This is a genomic window from Corynebacterium sp. HMSC076C10 (assembly GCF_001812455.1).
In the GTDB taxonomy this organism is placed as follows: Bacteria; Actinomycetota; Actinomycetes; order Mycobacteriales; family Mycobacteriaceae; genus Corynebacterium; species Corynebacterium jeikeium_D.
Genome location: NZ_KV809084.1, coordinates 21,015 through 38,779, shown reverse-complemented (window position 1 = coordinate 38,779; position 17,765 = coordinate 21,015). Strand labels below are relative to the sequence as shown.

Sequence of the window (17,765 nt, the reverse complement as noted above, 5' to 3'; positions counted from 1 at the left end):
TTTCCTGCATGCTTGACGACGGCGCGTTACCCCTTGATGCCGTATTTCTTCAGGCGCAGACGATCCGCCGCCGAGGCCGAAGCCGTCAGACGTAGCAGCTCGGCGTAGATACCGTCAGTCTGCGCCAATTCTGCGGGTGCGCCGACCTCGTCGACGTGACCGTCACGCAGCGTCACGATGGTGTCCACATCGGAAATTGTGGACAGGCGGTGGGCGATGATAACCGTTGTGCGTCCCTCCATCAGCTTGTCCAAGCCTCGCTGAACTTCGCGTTCTGCCTTGGTGTCCAGCGCCGAAGTGGCCTCGTCCAGGATGAGTAGGGGAGCATCCTTCAAAATTGCGCGCGCGATGGCGATGCGCTGCTTCTGGCCACCCGAGAGCTTCAGACCTCGCTCGCCGATAGTGGTGTCGTAGCCGTCGGCGAAGCTGCGGATGAAGTCGTCGGCGTTGGCCTTCTTCGCGGCGGCAATGATTTCTTCGTCGGTGGCGTTGGGGTTGCCGTAGGCGATGTTCTCCCGAATCGTGCCGGAGAACAGTGACGAGTCCTGGAACACGACGGCAGAGCCAGCACGCAGAGTGGAACCGGAAACCTCGGAGACATCCGAACCCAGCACGCTCAAGCGGCCTGCGGTCGGGGCGTAGAAGCCGAGCAGCAAGTTGACGATGGTGGACTTGCCGCCACCCGACTCGCCGACCAGGGCGATTTTCTGGCCCGAGTACGCCTGGAAGCTGACATTGGAGAGCACCGTCTTGTCCTCTACGTAGGCAAAATCCACTGCGTCGAAGTCGACAATGGGAGCGCCATTTGCCTCCTGTTCGGCTGCGCGTTCCAGGGAGGAACGGTGGGCACTGTCGACGGACTCTGCGTCTGCGGTGGAACCAACGGACGCGGAGTCGAAGTCGCCGTTATTCGCGGTCGCTGCACTGAGCAGCTCCGGCTGCGTGCGGGTCTCTGGAGTAAGCTCCATGACCTTGAAGTAATCGCGCGAACCGGCGACTGCGCGTTGGGCAGCGTCGACCAGGAAGCTCATCATGGTCACTGGTTGGCGCGCCATGTTAATCAGCTGAATGAGCATGACCATGGTGCCGATGGAGAATTCTCCCGACAGCGTACGCAGGAAAAGCAGCAGGTAAATGCCTGCGAAGATGATGTTCAAAATACCCCCGCGAAGGGCATCCATGCGGTGCCACCACGTTGACTGATCGCGGGTCAGGGAGATGGTGCGGCGGAAGCGGGAACCAAAGAAAGCGATTTCGCGCAGCTCTGCAGTGAAGGAGCGGACAACCTTGACTTGGCCGATGACCTCGGCAAAACGGCCACCGGCGATATCGATTTGTTCGTTCTTTTTCGCTTCAATCTTCTGCCAGCGCTTCGAGGTCAACGCGGTCAGCAGGGTGTAGACCGGGAAAACGATAATCAACAGCATCGCCAGTGGCCAGTAGTGCCAGGCGGTGATGCCCAGTACCGCGCCGACGGTCAACAGCATTGGGAAGAAGTTGTTGGAAAACGCCTGGAGGAACTGCGTGATATTGGTAATCGAGCGTTCCAGGCGGGAGATAATTGTGCCGGTGACCTGACTGTCGAAATAGCGTTGCGGCAGCGACAGCAGCTTTGCATAGTAGCGGGTCGACAGAATCTCGCGCATGCGCGCAGTCATCACATCGCCCAGGTAACCACCGATGTTATGCACGATGGTTTGCGTCAGATCTGCGATTAGCAGCCCGATGACCAGCCAGATTACCGTGCGAGTGGTATCGGACATCGCCGCCTGGCTCAAGCCTTCATCGCTGGACACCGCGCCGACGATGGCGTCGGTGGCATCGCGGATGAGGAAGGGGCTAATCAACGACGCGGCGGCGGTGGCCAGCGAACAGATGATGACCCCGATATAGAAAGGCCAGAGCACTCGTGTAGTGGACAGGATTCTGCTGAGCAGACGCACGAAAGACCTCTATCTTGCGGGAGGATCACTCCCGCGATGAAATTACTGCGACAAAAGCCCTATCCTAACAGCGAGCGCACAGCACCAAGCGGCAGCGGCAGCCAGTTGGGGCGGTTCTGCGCTTCGTAAAGGCACTCGTAGATGGCCTTATCCAGTACAAAGGCCTCCAGTAGCGCCGGGTCACTGGCATCGCCATAGCCCTCCAAGAACGCATCGATATTGCGGCGAGCCCACTGCTCAACACGCTCGGTAGCTGCCTCGGTGTCTTCACGTCCGGTCAGCAGCGGGTAATGAGCGGCGTAATCGAAGGAGCGAATCATGCCGGCGATATCGCGTAGGCGGTGATCCGGCAGACGGCGCTCCTCCCACGGGCGCGACGGCTCGCCCTCGAAGTCAATCAAGCGCCAAGAGCTCGGCGTGCGCAATACCTGCCCCAAGTGCAGATCACCGTGGATTCGCTGGACGACGGCACCACCTTCCGGAACCGCAGCCTCCGCGCGATCGAAGATAGCCTGCGCTTTATCTTTGACCTCAGCAATTTGTGGCACCACACCAGCGACGAAGTCCAGGCGAGCTCGCAGTGGGGCTACCAGCTCCGCACCGGTCAGACGCTTCTTTACCGCGACAGCGGCAGCGAGGCTGCTGTGTACCGAGGCCACTGCTTCGCCGAGCGCACGCGCTTCGGATGTAAAGTCGGTGCCCAAATCTTCCAGCGGGGTCTGACTGTCGCGGATGGCATCGCGGACTGCGCCAAGAGCCAGCTCCCAGCCATCCACCGAGTTCGGTGCGAATTCCTGCAGCATGGCGGTGGTGTAGGTGTCTTCGCCAATGGTGGTCTCCACCCAGGAGTAAAGCTCGGGGACGAACTTGCAATCCGCCTGGGCCAGTGCGGCCAGCAGCTCCACATCGGCATTAGTACCGGGGTAGAGGCGACGGAAGAACTTGCACATCACGCGGTCGTCGAAAATGACCGAGGTGTTCGACTGCTCGACTCCCATGGGGCGGCCGGATTCCGGTCGGGGCTGCTCAGAGCCCGGCACACGCCGCAGTTCCATGCGGCCGAGCTTGCCTTCGTCGGAAAGCTTCTGGCCGAGTGCCGTGATGGCATCCGAATCGATCAGAGCGTCGTAGCCGACGATGCCCTCGGCGCGAACCAGTAGGGACTGCTCGTGGCCCTCGGGGACGTCCTGCGCCCAAGCGATGGGCAGCTGATAGGTCGGTGCGGAATGGGCGGTGTGCACTCTCACCAATGCGATATCGACATCGGGACTGTTGGGATTGTCGCGCAGTACGGGGTCAAGCGCGAGGATCTCGACGTGGTCGATGTCTGAGACCTTGTCAGCGAAAAAGCGCATCCTGACCAGTGTGTCTGCCAGCTCTTCGGCAATGAAATCGGCGGTGGGAATAGTCATTTCAGTTCATTCGCCTTTCGGGACTTAAAAGATCACTCTCTATTATCGGCGTTTGTGACGGCATCGGCATTGGCATCGGTGGCGGTGCCGGAGTGCTCGCGTGATGACGTCACCGGCGCGTCCGATATCGCCTGTGCAACCGGGATTGTCGGCGCGGACATTGAGACGCTCGATTCGGCGTTTGTCTCTGGCGGAAGCTGGATTTCGAACCAGTAGAAACCGTGGCCAGGAAGCGTGATCTGGTAGGAATCGGAGCCAATTGTGGGGAAGGGTACCGAACCCGTGAGCTCTACCGGTGTGGCACCGGCGAACTCGGACAGATCTAGTGAGACGGCCGCGGGATAGGAGGACAGGTTGTTGACGCACAGCAGTACTTCGTCGCCGAATGTGCGCAAATAAGTCAGAACAGAGGCCGTGTCGCTGTTTAACTCGCGGAAATCACCGAGGCCAAAAGCCTCATAGCGTTTGCGGACCTGAATTAGTCGACGCACCCAATTCAACAGCGAATTGGAGTAGCTCGCCTGGTTTTCGACATTGACCGCCTGGTAGCCGTAGGTCGCATCCTGAATAGTGGGCAGGTAGAGCCGACCCGGGTCAGCCTTGGAGAACCCGGCATTGCGGTCGGGCGACCACTGCATGGGGGTGCGCACGCCATCGCGGTCGCCGAGCCATATGTTGTCGCCCATACCAATTTCGTCCCCGTAGTAGAGCACCGGCGAACCCGGTAGGGACAACAACAGGGCGTTGAAAAGCTCGAGTTGGGTGCGGTCATTTTGCAGCAGTGGCGCTAGACGACGGCGAATGCCGATGTTGGCCTTCATCCGCGGATCGTGCGCATACTCGGCGTACATGTAGTCGCGCTCGGCATCGGTGACCATTTCCAGCGTCAGCTCATCGTGGTTGCGCAGGAAAATGCCCCACTGAGCCGAAGACGGAATCTCTGGCGTGGACTCCAGGATCTCCGAGATGGGGAAGCGGGACTGCTTGCGCACCGCCATGAAAATGCGTGGCATGAGTGGGAAGTGGAAAGCCATGTGGCATTCGTCGCCACCGACCTCCGGGGCGCCGAAGTATTCCACCACATCGGAGGGCCACTGGTTGGCCTCCGCCAGCAGGACGCGACCCGGGTATTCCTCATCCATGACCTTGCGGCAGCGCTTCAGAAAAGCGTGGGTCTCGGGCAGATTCTCGCAGTTAGTACCTTCGCGTTCGAAGAGGTAGGGAACAGCGTCGAGGCGGAAGCCATCGATGCCGAGATCGGACCAGAAGCGCAGCACATCGAGCATCGCTTCCTGCACCGCCGGATTGTCATAGTTCAAATCCGGCTGGTGGGAGAAGAAACGGTGCCAGTAGTACTGGCCACGCACCGGGTCATAGGTCCAGTTGGAATCCTCGGTATCGACAAAGATAATGCGTGCGCCCGAGTAAGTGTCCGGGTCATCAGTCCAGACATAAAAGTCGCCGTAGGGGCCATCCGGATCAGTGCGCGACTGCTGAAACCACTCATGGGTATCGGAGGTGTGGTTCATCACCAGGTCAGTAATAACGCGGATACCGCGCGCATGGGCCTCGTCGAGAAGCACCTTAAAATCCTCGACCGTGCCAAACTCGTCGAGCACGGCGCGGAAGTCGCGGATATCGTAACCGCCGTCGCGCAGCGGGGAGTCGTAGAAAGGCGGCAGCCAGAGGCAGTCAACGCCCAGCCATTGCAGATAATCGAGCTTCTCCGTCAGCCCTTTGAGGTCGCCGGAGCCGTTGTTGTCGGAGTCGAAGAAGGCCCGGACGAGCACCTCATAGAACACCGCGCTGCGGTACCACTCGTAATCTTCCTTGGCGATAGTCATGCATCCCAGCGTAATGACTATGCCACTAGCCTGCAGAGAGAGTTTTCCTGCGAGATCCCACAAGACCGCGCGAGACGGCCGTCCTGGGAGACCTCATTAAATAGCATTCTAAACAGCCTTGTGTTCTTGAATCAGCGCGGTGAGCTGGTACGCATCATCCAACTTCAACTCCGTTGCCACCGGAGTGACCGCTCCCGGCACCATGTCGATTCGCACGTTTGCCACTCCCGCCGCTTTCTTCAGCGGAGAAATAATCAGTGTATGTCCTTGAATACGCTGCCAGGGAACGATGAACCGCGTATGCCAGAACCGGCCCTTTGTCACTAAAAGACCCCGCCGCGTGGCCTGCACCTTTTGGAATTTCCAGTCAATTGGGCTGAGCCACCATGCCGTGCGTGGAGTCTGCCAGGAGCCCAACAGGTCATCCGCGGAGGACGGTCCCGCAATCTCAGTCATCAGGTAATCGACAATCGCGTCCGTCTCCGGTGCCGGTGCCACTGGCACCAGTGTGTTGTTCGACTGTGTGCTGTCCAGGCCATAGCCGGCCACCGAAACGTCCGCGCGGGACCATTTCCACGGACGCCACCAGAGAGGTTGCACCACTTTAAAGCCATGAATGCGATCAATCGGAATGGTTTGGGCGCGCGTCGACAACAGTCCGGCGGTAATCGCCAGACGCCTGCTTTCCGACGACACCTTCAGCGTGAAATCCCACGACTGATTTAGTACTCCGAAAAGGCCGAGCGCGAAACTGCCAATCACAATCAGAGTAGTGATGGTTACTCCGCTGAGGATTTCCACGATGAAGTCGGTGAACAGCGCAGAGACAACGGCGAGGAGGATGAGAGCTATGCCGACGAAAAGACCGGGTCCAATGGCCACGGATGCAATCAGCCGTCCGACATCGACCGGGCCAAAGATGGTCTTTGTGGCGGACATGCGGGAGGACATGTGGGCGCTGGAGTCTAGGGGCGCGGAAGGGGTGTCACCGTCGTAAAGCGAATGTGCCAGTTCGGTGTCCAACTTTTCTACCTCACCCAACACGTCGGCGCGGAACTGTTCGCACTGCGGGGGAGTGAGGTATTTGATTGTGAAGTGCGAATCGGAGCCGCCGGCTGTTTCAATGACAATTTCGGCGAGCCCGAAAATACGCGCCAACAATGGTTGGTTGATATCCACCGCCTGCACGCGGTCGAGCCGTGCCGCGCGTCGAGAACGCAGTAGCCATCCGGAGCCGTAGCGAACCTCATCGTCGGTGAGTTCGTAGAACGTATACCGCCAGGATAGCCATGAGAAAAATGCAATCAGACCAATAATTATGGCGACCGCACCGGTACCGACAAGGAGACCGAGCCATGCCCAGTCGTAGAGCTGAGTCACGACAGCAACGGCCAACTGCCACTGATTCGCGACTGCGAATGCAGTCACCGCAGCGATTGTGGCAAAGCTTTTGAGCAGCGGAGATAGGGGATGAACTCTATGCCTCATTTAGAGACCCGCCATCCGGTCGTGGGCGCGCTGAGATAGACGAGCGCGCAGGGCGAGCGCTTCTTCACGTGGCAAACCGTGGACGGCTGCATCCGAGCTCGCCGATGCTGTGTTGAGCTTCAGCGTTGCCAGTCCGAATAGTCGAAGGAGAGGTCCTTCATCGATGTCGATGAACTGGATTCGTCCGTAAGGGACAACAGTGACCGAGCGCCACCAGCGTCCGGACGCAACAATGAAGTCGTTGTCCTCTTCGAGGTATCGGTGGGCACGAACTCGGCGGCCGATGAGCCAGTAGATATATGCGAAGTAGAGCACGCAGGCGAGGACGCCCAACCACATCCACGGAGTCCACATCACAGCGGCGACGACGGCTGCAATCGTGATAACTAGCAGGGGAGCGGCATGCGCGACTCGCTTTACCTTAGCCAGCGCGGGGTCGACCGGCTGCAGCGCGGAATTCTCGGGGACTAATAAATTAAGCGGCTCCATAGTTAACAGTTAAACACAGAGGGTAAAGCTTGCGTCTGGCCTGGTGCTTCGGTAAGAACGGTGGCTATGGATCGCAGGAAACTCATAGCAGTACTCATCACGCTGATCACCATTTTGGTCTGCGTAGAGATTTATCGGTACATGCAGACTCTGCCAGCTTAAGTCGCTGGGCTCAGTTGTTGAGCGCAACAGCACAGCGCTAACCAGCGCAAGCCTCACCCGCCTTATGCCTTATGCGCCAAAGAGCTGGCGCGGAGCCGCCCACGCATCGATGGCAATGTCCTCGACTGCCTGGGCGTTAGCGCCAGCAAAGGTGGTCACCTTGCGGTCGTCGTTGTAGCGGGGCATGTGTGAGGTGCCTTCGCGGATGAACTCGACCGCCACTTGGTGGAATGGATGGTTGGGCTCTTTCATACCGAAGAAGCGTGCAATGTCGATGCAGTGCGGAGCGCCACTGGTGCGGCCAGCAGGTGCATAGCCCAACCCCTCTCCCGGTTCGAACTGTGCCGCCCACACATCCAGCTCAGCCGCCACGGACCGTTCGGCGACTTTAACAGCGTATGAGCGAATCGCTGAGTCAGAAATGACATTCCCCATCGGGCGCTCGGCATAGGCGGTGGCCGGAAATTCGCCGTGGCCGCGATGCCCCTTGGCGTAGCGCCGAGCCATCCACTCCCGCATGGGCAACTTGTCCATCGCCACAACCGGCGGTTCTGAGAAGAACTCTTCGCTGGTGGCGGTCACCATCGTTGGCAGTGTGGGAGCAAAGCTGTCAAAGCGAGGCCCAATTGCGGGATCCGAAGGCGAGGATGCCGACACCAATTTCTGGGCTCGAGCGACCCTGCGTTCGTCGGCACGCGAAAAGACGTCGGTGGACGGCGCACGTCCCACACCGATGCCCGCCAACGTGCGGCGGAGACGCGAGCCCGACAGCAGCGAGAAGGCCGGCGACATGGCGATGGTGCGCTGGATCTGGCCGCGAGTGCGTTCGTCGGCAGCGAGAGTGAGCGCCAGCGCCGCACCCGCCGATTGCCCCGAGATAGTGATGTTGTCGATATCGCCGCCGAAGGCAGGCGCGTTACGACGAGCCCACTGCAGCCCCAGATACAGGTCATCAATGGCCCGGTAGGTCTCTGTTTCACTGTCGCGCCAGAATCCCTCGAGGCCCTTGCGGTATCCAAGCGAAACGGTGACGATGCCCGCCTGTGCGAAGGCCGTCGCGTCCGTCCAGGGCTCGGAGGGATGCCCAAACTCGTAGCTACCACCATGGATCCACAGCAATACGGGATAGGAAGCGTCCGCGGGCTCAGCCGGTGCGGTGACGGCGAGAACTAATTCGCGCTCGGGTTCACAGCGCCGAGTGCCCGACTGTGGCCCGTCAGCCACCGGTGCCGACGCGGCAAACGGAGCAGCATCTGCGTAATCAATATTGAAAACTTGTATTGCGCCATCGTGAATACGGCCGGTTAGCCTCCCGCAGGGAGCGGAAATAGTCGTCTCTGTCATGGCGGAAAACGCCTCCTCGTCACGGTTGGTCCTGCCAGAACGGCGGGGAGCCTGTTTCAGACGGTAGGCGCACTCTGGTTTCTCGAGCACGCTACAGTTGAATTCACTATGACCAATGATGCACGAAATCCACTGTTGACACCGTCGGAATTGTTCTGCGAATTGCCAGATTTTGCGACAATCGATGACAGCCACGTCCGCGAGGCCTTTAGCGAAGCAATGCGCAGCCATGCGCGCGAGATCGACGCCATCGCCACGTCGTCGGAGGCGCCGACCTTTGTTAACACCATCGAGGCAATGGAAAAGGCGGGCCAGGATCTGGACCGCGTCGCTGCTTATTTCTTCAACGTTGCCGGGACGGACGCCACCGATGTCCGCATGGAAATTGAAGCCGAGATTGCCCCGCAGCTCACTGCACACCTGGATCAGATTCGCATGCGCAGTGACCTGTGGCAGCGCATCAATGCCATCGACAGCGTTGAGGACGCCGCCAATCCGGAAGAGGCGAAGCTGCTGCTGAAGAAAGTCCGCGAAGACTTCCAGCGCGCCGGTGCGGACCTCAGCGACGAGGACAAAGCCGAGCTCAGCCGCATCAATTCCCGTCTCTCTGAGCTGTCCACCGCCTTTGGCGAAAACCTGCTGAAGGACACCGTCGCGCGCGCCGTGGAGATCTACGACCGCGAGGAACTCGCCGGGCTTTCCGACGACGCCATTGCGTCCTTCGCCGCCTACGCGAAAAAGGCCGACACCGATGCGCCGTGGCTGATTCCGCTGGACCTACCGTCAACTCCGGCACAGCTGGCTGACCTGGATAATCCGGCTACTCGAGCCAAGCTCTACGAAGCCTCACTGGGGCGTGCGGGTGCTGCCTCCGGCAAGTTCGACAACTCCGACATTGTGCTGGAAATGGCGCGCCTGCGTGCCCGCCGTGCCAAGCTGCTCGGCTACGACACGCATGCGGATTACGTCATTGCCAAGGAGACGGCAACCACCGCAGAAGCTGCTCGGAAGCTCATTGCAGACCTGGCGCCAGCTGCCATTGCGAATGCTGAAGGCGAGTACAAGCGGGTCGCTGATCTGGCTGGCGATGAGACGGTCACGGGCGCTGACTGGCCATACTGGGAGCGCCGTCGTAAAGCGGAAGAATTCGCAGTCGACACGGAGGAACTCAAGAACTACTTCGAGCTCCACCGTGTTATCGAAGACGGCGTGTTCTACGCTGCCCGCAAGCTCTATGGCATCGAGGTAGTCAAGCGCGAGGACCTGCAGGGATACGCGCCGGGCACGACCGTGTGGGAGGTACGCCAGGGCGGAGGCGAGACCATCGGCCTGATTATTACGGACTACTTCTCGCGTCCGACCAAGCGCGGTGGTGCGTGGATGAGCTCGTTTAGGGACCAGTCCCGTCTGCTGGGGCGCCTGCCAGTCGTGGTCAACGTGATGAACATCGCCGAAACCGAACCGGGCACCCCGGTGCTACTGACGCTCGACGAGGTCACCACTGCTTTCCACGAGTTCGGGCACGCCCTCCACGGTCTGCTTTCCGACGTCACATACCCGACCTTCTCGGGCACTAACGTCCCGCGCGACTTCGTGGAATTCCCCTCCCAGATCAACGAGAACTGGGCACTTGAACCGTCCATTCTGGCCAATTACGCCGTCCACGTTCGTACCGGTGAGCCAATCCCGGCCGAGCTAGTCGAGTCGGTGAAGAAGGCCCGCACCGCTGGTGAGGGATTCGCCACCGTTGAGTACCTCGCCGCGTGCGCCATCGATCTGGCCTGGCACAGCCTCACCGAGGAGGAAGCAGCTCAGGTCACCGATGTTGACGCTTTCGAAGCGGAAGCACTCGCTGAACTCGGCCTCGACGTTCCCCACCTGGCTCCGCGTTACCGCTCCCGCTACTTCAACCACATCTTCGCCGGCGGTTACTCGGCGGGCTATTACTCCTACCTGTGGGCAGAGGTTCTCGACGCGGACGGTTTCGGTTGGTTCACCGACAACGGCGGTGCCACAATCAGCGGCGGCAGCCACTTCCGTGAAGAGATTCTCTCCCGTGGTGGCGCCATCGATTTTATGGCCGCCTACCGTGCTTTCCGAGGTCGCGACAAGGACATCCAGCCGCTCCTCGAACGCCGCGGGCTGTCGGGCACTGATGCCTAGCTTCACGCTTTACGACGAGCCCCGCGACCGCCGCCCACTGGTTATTCCGGTCACCGGCAGGGTAGGTTGGCACTCATGGCAGAAGCATTCGACAGAGTAGGGCAGTGGCTTATCCAATTGCCACTGCTTGCGCAGGTCAGCGTGCTATGCGTGGTTCTGCTGGTAGTCGGAGGGTTTGTTGCTTTCGTTCTCGTTGGCGCAATCGATGTTGTCAGCGGTCGCCTGTGGCAGAGGTCAGTGCGCTGGCGGGAGCGTTCGCAGGAGCGTCGAGGAGCGGGCAGCGAGAGCTAGTAGCCGATGAGGTAGTGGCCTGTAGATAGCTCACCGGGAGTCCCGATGAATTGAGCTGGGACAAGCCCCCTTTAAGTGTTGGGTCGCTATCGCTGCCCTAAGGTATGTCTTAAAGTATTAGGAAATTTGCCCAACAGGCTAGAGTTGGGTAGTTCGCAAATATTTCGCAGTAGGGAGCTGAGTTAGCATGCATCGGTCGAGGCACTCGAAGGTCCTACTTGCCCTAATCGTTTTACTTCTTCTCATCCTCATCGCTGGTGCAGTCACCGATTTCCAGTTTTAGGTTCGATTTTAGTGCCGGGCACATAACCTGAAAGATCGGTGAACAGCAAAAATGAGGGACTAAGCGTTCTCGAACCAATTAACGCTTAAATCCGGGGAAGCGAGGCAGGTCCTCGACAAGCACGGCCTTGCCCTCGGCATCGGTTAGCGGAATGCACCAGTTCGGGTATTGGTCGTGGCTCGTGCCCGGCTGGTTCTGGGTACGACGATCGCCGACCATGTCCACCAAGGCCTCACACTTCAGCGCGGATGGCGTGTGGTCGAGGAAGCGGTGCAGGCCCGTGACCAGTGCGTCAATTGGTGGCAGATTATCGCGAGTAAGGGACTGAACATCCATGTCCGCAGCAGCCGTGTCACCAAAGCAGCCAGCTTCCTTGGCAGCGCCCAGAACCTTTCGAATCCACTCGAAGTCCCGGCGGTCTTCCTCCGCGACGTCGGAAAGCAATAGCCCCAGGCGTTCCCGTAGCTTGATGTGCTCGCCTGCGAGGTAGCCTGCCGTCGGTGGCAGATCGTGCGTGGTGACGGAGGACAGGCACAGGCTGCGGTAAGCGCTCGGTGGTTTCGGCTGGTCGCCCTCGGATTCAAACCACACGATCGAGGTGCCCATGATGCCCCGCGAGGCCAGGTAGTCCTGCACCCACGGCTCGAAAGTGCCCAGGTCTTCGCCTACGACGACGGCCCCAGCGAGCTCGGCCTCAAGCGCGAGAATGCCGACCATTGCCTCGTGGTCGAAGTACAGGTAGGTGCCATTGACGGGGGACTCCATCCGCGGCATGACCCAGAGGCGGAACATACCCAGCACGTGGTCAACACGAATGCCACCTGCGTGGCGAAGGATTGTGCGCAGCATGTCGCGCCAGGGGCGGTAGCCGGCCTCGGCTAGCTTGTGCGGGTTCCACGGCGGCTGCGACCAGTCTTGGCCGCGCTGGTTAAAACCGTCTGGCGGTGCGCCAACAGAGATAGCAGGAGCGAGCCAATCCGCGAGGTTCTCGGCGTCCGCACCGCCGGGGTGCACGCCGACGGCAAGATCGGCCATGATGCCGATGCGCATACCCGCATCCAGGGCTGTCTCTTGTGCCTGGCCGAGCTGCTGATCGAGAATCCACTGCACCCAGAGGTGGAAGTGGAAGATTTCCTCCCGCAGAGATTCGACACTGGCGTGGTTACCCAACGGTGGAACCAACTCGATATCGTTCTCGGTTACGGCACCGGAATCAGAAGCGGAAGCGCGTGCAGCATCGCGGGCAGCAGCGCGATCCGCGAGTTCGCGCTCGGTGCACCACGACGCGTAGTCGTAAATGCCACGGCCCTCGGCCTCCAGCCAACGGTCAAATTCCGCCTGGCGTGCGCTGGACAGGGGGATCTTGTGAATTGCCCGCAATACCTTGAGCTTTGCAGCGTAGATGGGGTTGCGGTCAATCTCATCAGGGCTGTGATTGAGTTGGTGGAAAGAGTTCGCTAGCGCACGGGCTTCATCGGCCTCGTCCTTGTCCAGGTACCCGAACTCGTCGATAAGCTCTGGGCGCGCGTACAGCGGATTGACATAGCGGCGCGTGGTGGGCAGGTACGGCGAGTCTTCTACCGGAGGCAGCGGTTCTGCGGCGTGCAACGGATTGATGAGGACGAAATCAGAGCCCGCGTGCTCTGCACTGACCTGTGCCAAGTCGCCGAGGGTAGCGAAATCGCCGATACCCCAGCTGCGGCTGGAGCGTACCGAGTACAGCTGTGCCATGACACCATGGGCAGGATTCTGCACGTACTTGTCGGCAGTGGCGAGACGGTTGGGGGTTACGGCCACATCGCACTCAGCGACGTTGTCATCGTTGACTGCGCGCAAGCGATGCCAACCAAGTGGCAGATCCTCTGGAATTGCGAAGGCGGCTTCTCCCATCAACACATCGCCGACTTGGCGTGGCGGAACCAAGTGGTGCACCTGAGCGCAGGGCCATTCTGCGCCGTCCTCCAGTTTCACAGTCACGCTGACATTGCTGCCGTGCGGTACGTGAACCAGAACTCGGTGGAAGATGCCCTGGCGGGTAACTACCACGGGTGGGAGAAGGCGAGACCACTGCGCGTCTGCCCACTCACGACGGGCGTCGTTGATGTCGGCATCACTGGGATCTGGGCCCAAATCGATGTCGAGAGCAGCGAGAGTTTTTAGCACTGTCTCACGAGAGACGTGCACGAGTTGGCCCTCGGTGGAGTAGTAGGAAACCCCAACTCCGACATCTTTAGCGAGGTCGGCGAGTGGAGGGGGAAGGGGAGGATTGGAAGCTGCCTGTGTCACTCTTTCCATCATGCCAGTTTAGAAAAACTTTGCCAGTAGTAAGGTAAATCACTTCGTTATCGAAATATTTACTGAAATCACAACGGCGCAGGGTTTGATGTTCTAAGTTGATTCCTAACGAAACCAACGACGGACAGAACTACCGAAAGTAGGGGTTTGTAACTCGATGCGTGAATATACTACCGAGGCGAAATACGTCATCGGCGAGGACGAAACGATTATTACCTCGCTGCAGGAGCTGGTGCAGAAGCGCCCGAAGCTGGTGCTTTTCACCCGCCCCAAGAACTTTGAGTGGGTAAATGTCACTGCTCAGGAGTTCTATGACGAGGCAAAGGGCGTCGCTAAGGGGCTAATTGCCAACGGTGTTCAGCCGGGCGACCGCGTAGCGCTGCTCAGTGAGACTCGCTACGAGTGGAACCTGATCAATACCGCTATCTGGATGGCAGGCGCTGCTGTTGTCCCGATTTACGGCTCTTCTTCGTCTGGCCAGATTCGTTGGATTATTGAAAACTCCGGTGCTGTTTTCGCATTTACCGAGTCGCGTGAGCACACCGACCGCATGAAGCCTCTGCTGGTCGAAAAGGGCACCGAGAACCCGGAGGGTGAGTCCCAGCTGCGTCGTGTACTGGAGATTAACGCTTCCGCTACTGACACCATTAGCTACGAAGGCCGTGACATTGACGGCGACGAGGTCGAGCGCCGCATCAAGGACACCAAGGCCGACGACCTAGCAACCGTGATCTATACCTCCGGTACCACTGGTCGTCCGAAGGGCTGCGTGCTCCTGCACAGCAACTGGCTGGCGGAGGCCCGCGCCATCCTCACCAACGAGATTGGCCTGATTGCCCGGCCGGGTAACCGCATTCTGACCTTCCTGCCGTTGGCGCACGTGTTGGCTCACGCAGTGTCCCTGGCTTCGATGATTTCCGGTGCTACCCAGTCTCACTGGGCTGATACCAAGACCGTCACCCTGGAGTTCCAGCGTTCCCGTCCGCACATGATTCTCGGTGTGCCGCGCGTGTTCGAGAAGGTTCGTGACTCCGCCTACGCCTCCGCTAAGGAGAAGGGCGCATTCGGTCTGGCCATGTTCGAGCGTGCTGAGGCCACCGCCATCGAGTACTCCAAGGCGCTGGATACTCCGGCAGGTCCGTCGCGTGTCTTGAAGCTGCGTCGCCAGCTCTACGATCGCCTGCTGTTCTCGAAAATTCGCGCAGCTATGGGTGAGGCCGTGCAGTACACCATTTCCGGTGGTTCGGCTCTGTCCTCTGACCTCGGGCACTTCTTCCGTGGTCTCGGTGTGCCTGTCTACGAAGGCTACGGTCTGACTGAGTCCACGGCTGCCGTCACCGTGAACAACCCGAGCGAGCAAATCATTGGTACCGTCGGTCGTCCGGTCGGTGGCTGTTCCGCCGCTATCGCTGATGATGGCGAAGTTCTGCTGCGTGGTCCGGTTGTGTTCGACCGCTACTGGAAGAACGAAGAGGCAACCAAGGAAGCCTTCATCGACGGCGAATGGTTTAAGACTGGTGACCTCGGTGAGCTGACCGAAGAAGGCCACCTGAAGATCACCGGCCGCAAGAAGGACCTCATTGTCACCGCAGGTGGTAAGAATGTCGCGCCGGGTCCGATGGAAGACCGCATGCGTGCGCACCCGCTGGTGTCCCAGGCAGTTGTCATCGGCGATGGTCGTCCGTTCGTCTCCGTGTTGGTCACTCTCGATGAGGAGGCACTGGAGAAGTGGAAGATTGAGCACTCCGTCCCCGAGCACACCTCGATCCGTGAACTCGCTGCCTCCAGCGCAGTTTTGCGCGCCGAGATTCAGGACGCCGTCAACTCCGCTAACGAGCTGGTTTCTCACGCAGAGGCTATTAAGAAGTTCCATATTCTGGACAGTGACTTCACCGAGGAAAGCGGCGAGCTGACCCCGACCATGAAGGTCAAGCGCAACATTGTCATGGACAACTACTCGCGTGACATTGAGGCTCTCTACCAGCGTTAATTCACGTTCTGCCAGCCGTCGATAGAAAACGGCAGCGTGTTGTTACCGCGCTAGCGCCCCTCACCCCATTAAGGTGAGGGGCGCTAGAAATTTTTAAGGAGTTTTCAGTTTTCGAAAGTTGGCATTCGTCAATGTTCGTCGGTACTCGGAAGCAGAAAACTGCAAGGATGTCACCGACACCGAAGATGTCGTGGGAGGGCGGGTAATGATTAACCACTTCGATGCTCGGCTACGCCTGCGCGAAGTGACCCAAGAGCTCTACGACATTGGTGACGAAGTTGCCGAACACATCGAGCACCTTGCTCAGGCGGTTGCTGATGTAGATCGTGAGCTGGTGGACGAATGTGTCCTCGAGCTCGCTGACATCGTCGACGAGGCCGTTGAGGACTGCCGCCCTCTGATTGGTGAACTTGATGGTCTACGCCAAGCGTTTACCTCCGGCATTCGCTCGGGGCGCATCGGTACTCTTTCCTCCGCTTCGACACCGCGGCGACACCCGCATCCGGCACCGAAGTCGCCGGATGTGCAGTCACTGTCGCTGATCCCGGCACCATTGCAGCATCCGGTCGCAGTCCCTACGGTCACGCAGGCAATGATTGCTCGCTCCGATGCCGTGGCTTCTTACCTGGAGGAACTCGCCGACTGGGTTTCCGCCGAAAACATCCGAGGCGTGGAAAAGCTCGGTAGTGTGGTGCTTCCGCAGCTTTACGCGCAGTCTGGCCGCCGTGCACTGTCCGCTGCCGCCGCTTGGTGTGTTGCTGTTCCCGAGACTCATCCGGCAGTTGCCAATGCGCTGCGCGGCCGTAGGCCTCCGGAGTTCCTGATGGAACGTGCCCGCATCGATGAAATTGTCCGCCGCGTCAAGCAACGTCGAGCCAAGGAGCATGCGTGAGCGAAGCCTCCGCACACACCGATTCCTTCGGTGTCTACTTACACGTCCCATTCTGTGCCACCCGTTGTGGCTACTGTGATTTCAACACGTACACGCCAGGTCAGCTGGGCAGTGGTGCAACGCAGGGAGATTACCTCGATGCCATCGTGGCCGAGCTTGAGATGGCCGTCGTAAAGCACCCCGAACTCGCGCGTGGCGCCGATACCGTGTTTATCGGCGGTGGTACGCCGTCGATGTTGGGGGCGAGTGGTCTTCGTCGTCTGCTCGACGGTGTGCGCAACAGCTTTGGGCTTGCCGACGATGCCGAGGTCACCACCGAGTCGAATCCCGAGTCGACCTCCCCGGAGTTTTTCGAAGGCTTGGCCGAGGCAGGGTTTACCCGGGTGAGTCTGGGCATGCAGTCGGCTGTGCCGCATGTGCTGGCCACTCTGGATCGTACGCACACGCCGGGGCGTCCTGCGGCGGCAGTGGCGGAGGCACGCGCGGCCGGCTTTGAGCACATCAACCTCGACGTTATCTATGGCACGCCAGGGGAGTCGATGGCGAACCTCGATACGACGTTGGAGGCAGTCCTGGCCACGGACGTCGATCATGTTTCGGCGTACTCACTGATCGTCGAGCCGGGTACCGCGATGGCGCGTAAGGTCCGTCGTGGTGAGCTGCCGATGCCTGACGACGACGATCTCGCCGACCGCTACGAGCGCATCGATGCCGCACTGAGTCAAGCCGGTTTTTCCTGGTACGAGGTGTCCAACTGGGCAAAACCGGGCGGCCAATGTCGTCACAATATGCTCTACTGGCGCGATGGAAATTGGTGGGGTGCGGGCCCCGGTGCACATTCGCACCTGGATGGCACGAGGTTTTACAACGTCAAGCATCCGGCTCGCTACGCGGCGACCATTTCCGGCGGAGAATTGCCGATTAAGGATTCAGAAGGGCTAACGGCCGAGGATCGGCACACTGAGAAGATTATGCTGGGCCTCCGCTTGGCCGAGGGTATCGATGCCAATCTGCTCGGTGAGGATGAGCTGGGCAAGGCACGTCGGCAAGCGGAAGCGGGCATGGTGGAGTTTGTTTCCGTCGATGGCGGCCAGCGGATTCAGCTGACCAATCGCGGTCGTTTGCTGGCCGACGCAATAATTGTTGACATCCTTAGTTAAACTATCCGC

Annotated in this window: 12 protein-coding genes; 5 read left to right on the top strand and 7 right to left on the bottom strand. The window is 59.7% G+C overall.

Annotation, left to right across the window (positions count from 1 at the left end):
* Positions 1-26: 26 nt before the first annotated feature.
* The 6 genes from HMPREF2857_RS00200 to HMPREF2857_RS00175 form a co-directional block, all read right to left on the bottom strand.
* Positions 27-1,943, bottom strand: coding sequence for an ABC transporter ATP-binding protein (locus HMPREF2857_RS00200; RefSeq protein ID WP_070642050.1), 1,917 nt, complete (start codon positions 1,941-1,943; stop codon positions 27-29).
* Between the two features lie 59 nt (positions 1,944-2,002).
* Positions 2,003-3,355, bottom strand: coding sequence for a maltokinase N-terminal cap-like domain-containing protein (locus tag HMPREF2857_RS00195; protein ID WP_070642046.1), 1,353 nt, complete (start codon positions 3,353-3,355; stop codon positions 2,003-2,005).
* A 32-nt stretch (positions 3,356-3,387) separates the two neighbouring features.
* The gene (gene treS / locus HMPREF2857_RS00190) at positions 3,388-5,199 is read right to left on the bottom strand and encodes a maltose alpha-D-glucosyltransferase (RefSeq protein WP_070642043.1); all 1,812 of its coding nucleotides are present in this window, start codon (positions 5,197-5,199) and stop codon (positions 3,388-3,390) included.
* A 108-nt stretch (positions 5,200-5,307) separates the two neighbouring features.
* Positions 5,308-6,627: a PH domain-containing protein gene (locus tag HMPREF2857_RS00185; RefSeq protein WP_070602938.1), complete on the bottom strand. Its 1,320-nt coding sequence runs from the start codon at positions 6,625-6,627 to the stop codon at positions 5,308-5,310.
* A 60-nt stretch (positions 6,628-6,687) separates the two neighbouring features.
* Positions 6,688-7,176, bottom strand: a complete 489-nt coding sequence (locus tag HMPREF2857_RS00180; protein ID WP_070602940.1) for a PH domain-containing protein — start codon at positions 7,174-7,176, stop codon at positions 6,688-6,690.
* Between the two features lie 231 nt (positions 7,177-7,407).
* Positions 7,408-8,682, bottom strand: a complete 1,275-nt coding sequence (locus HMPREF2857_RS00175; protein WP_070642186.1) for a carboxylesterase family protein — start codon at positions 8,680-8,682, stop codon at positions 7,408-7,410.
* 108 nt (positions 8,683-8,790) lie between these two features.
* On the opposite strand from HMPREF2857_RS00175, the gene HMPREF2857_RS00170 reads away from it, so the two are divergent.
* Positions 8,791-10,845 carry a M3 family metallopeptidase gene (locus tag HMPREF2857_RS00170; protein ID WP_070642042.1) on the top strand — a complete coding sequence of 685 codons (2,055 nt, stop codon included), beginning with the start codon at positions 8,791-8,793 and terminating at the stop codon, positions 10,843-10,845.
* Positions 10,846-10,920: 75 nt separating this feature from the next.
* Positions 10,921-11,136, top strand: coding sequence for a hypothetical protein (locus HMPREF2857_RS00165; protein WP_070642040.1), 216 nt, complete (start codon positions 10,921-10,923; stop codon positions 11,134-11,136).
* A 361-nt stretch (positions 11,137-11,497) separates the two neighbouring features.
* Here the strand turns inward: HMPREF2857_RS00165 and malQ are convergent, their stop codons facing one another.
* Positions 11,498-13,717 (bottom strand): 4-alpha-glucanotransferase, encoded by a 2,220-nt coding sequence (gene malQ, locus HMPREF2857_RS00160; RefSeq protein WP_070642037.1) that lies wholly within the window; start codon positions 13,715-13,717, stop codon positions 11,498-11,500.
* Between the two features lie 154 nt (positions 13,718-13,871).
* Here malQ and HMPREF2857_RS00155 point away from each other — a divergent pair, with 154 nt between their 5' ends.
* The 3 genes from HMPREF2857_RS00155 (at position 13,872) to hemW (ending at position 17,756) form a co-directional block, all read left to right on the top strand.
* A complete protein-coding gene (locus tag HMPREF2857_RS00155; protein ID WP_016423122.1) occupies positions 13,872-15,704 on the top strand; it encodes an AMP-dependent synthetase/ligase in 1,833 nt (610 codons plus the stop codon).
* Between the two features lie 118 nt (positions 15,705-15,822).
* Positions 15,823-16,596, top strand: coding sequence for a hypothetical protein (locus HMPREF2857_RS00150; RefSeq protein WP_246819557.1), 774 nt, complete (start codon positions 15,823-15,825; stop codon positions 16,594-16,596).
* On the top strand, positions 16,593-17,756 hold the full coding sequence (gene hemW, locus HMPREF2857_RS00145; protein WP_070642034.1) for a radical SAM family heme chaperone HemW: 1,164 nt from the start codon (positions 16,593-16,595) through the stop codon (positions 17,754-17,756). The genes HMPREF2857_RS00150 and hemW overlap by 4 nt, the downstream gene beginning before the upstream one ends.
* The last annotated feature ends 9 nt before the right edge of the window (positions 17,757-17,765 follow it).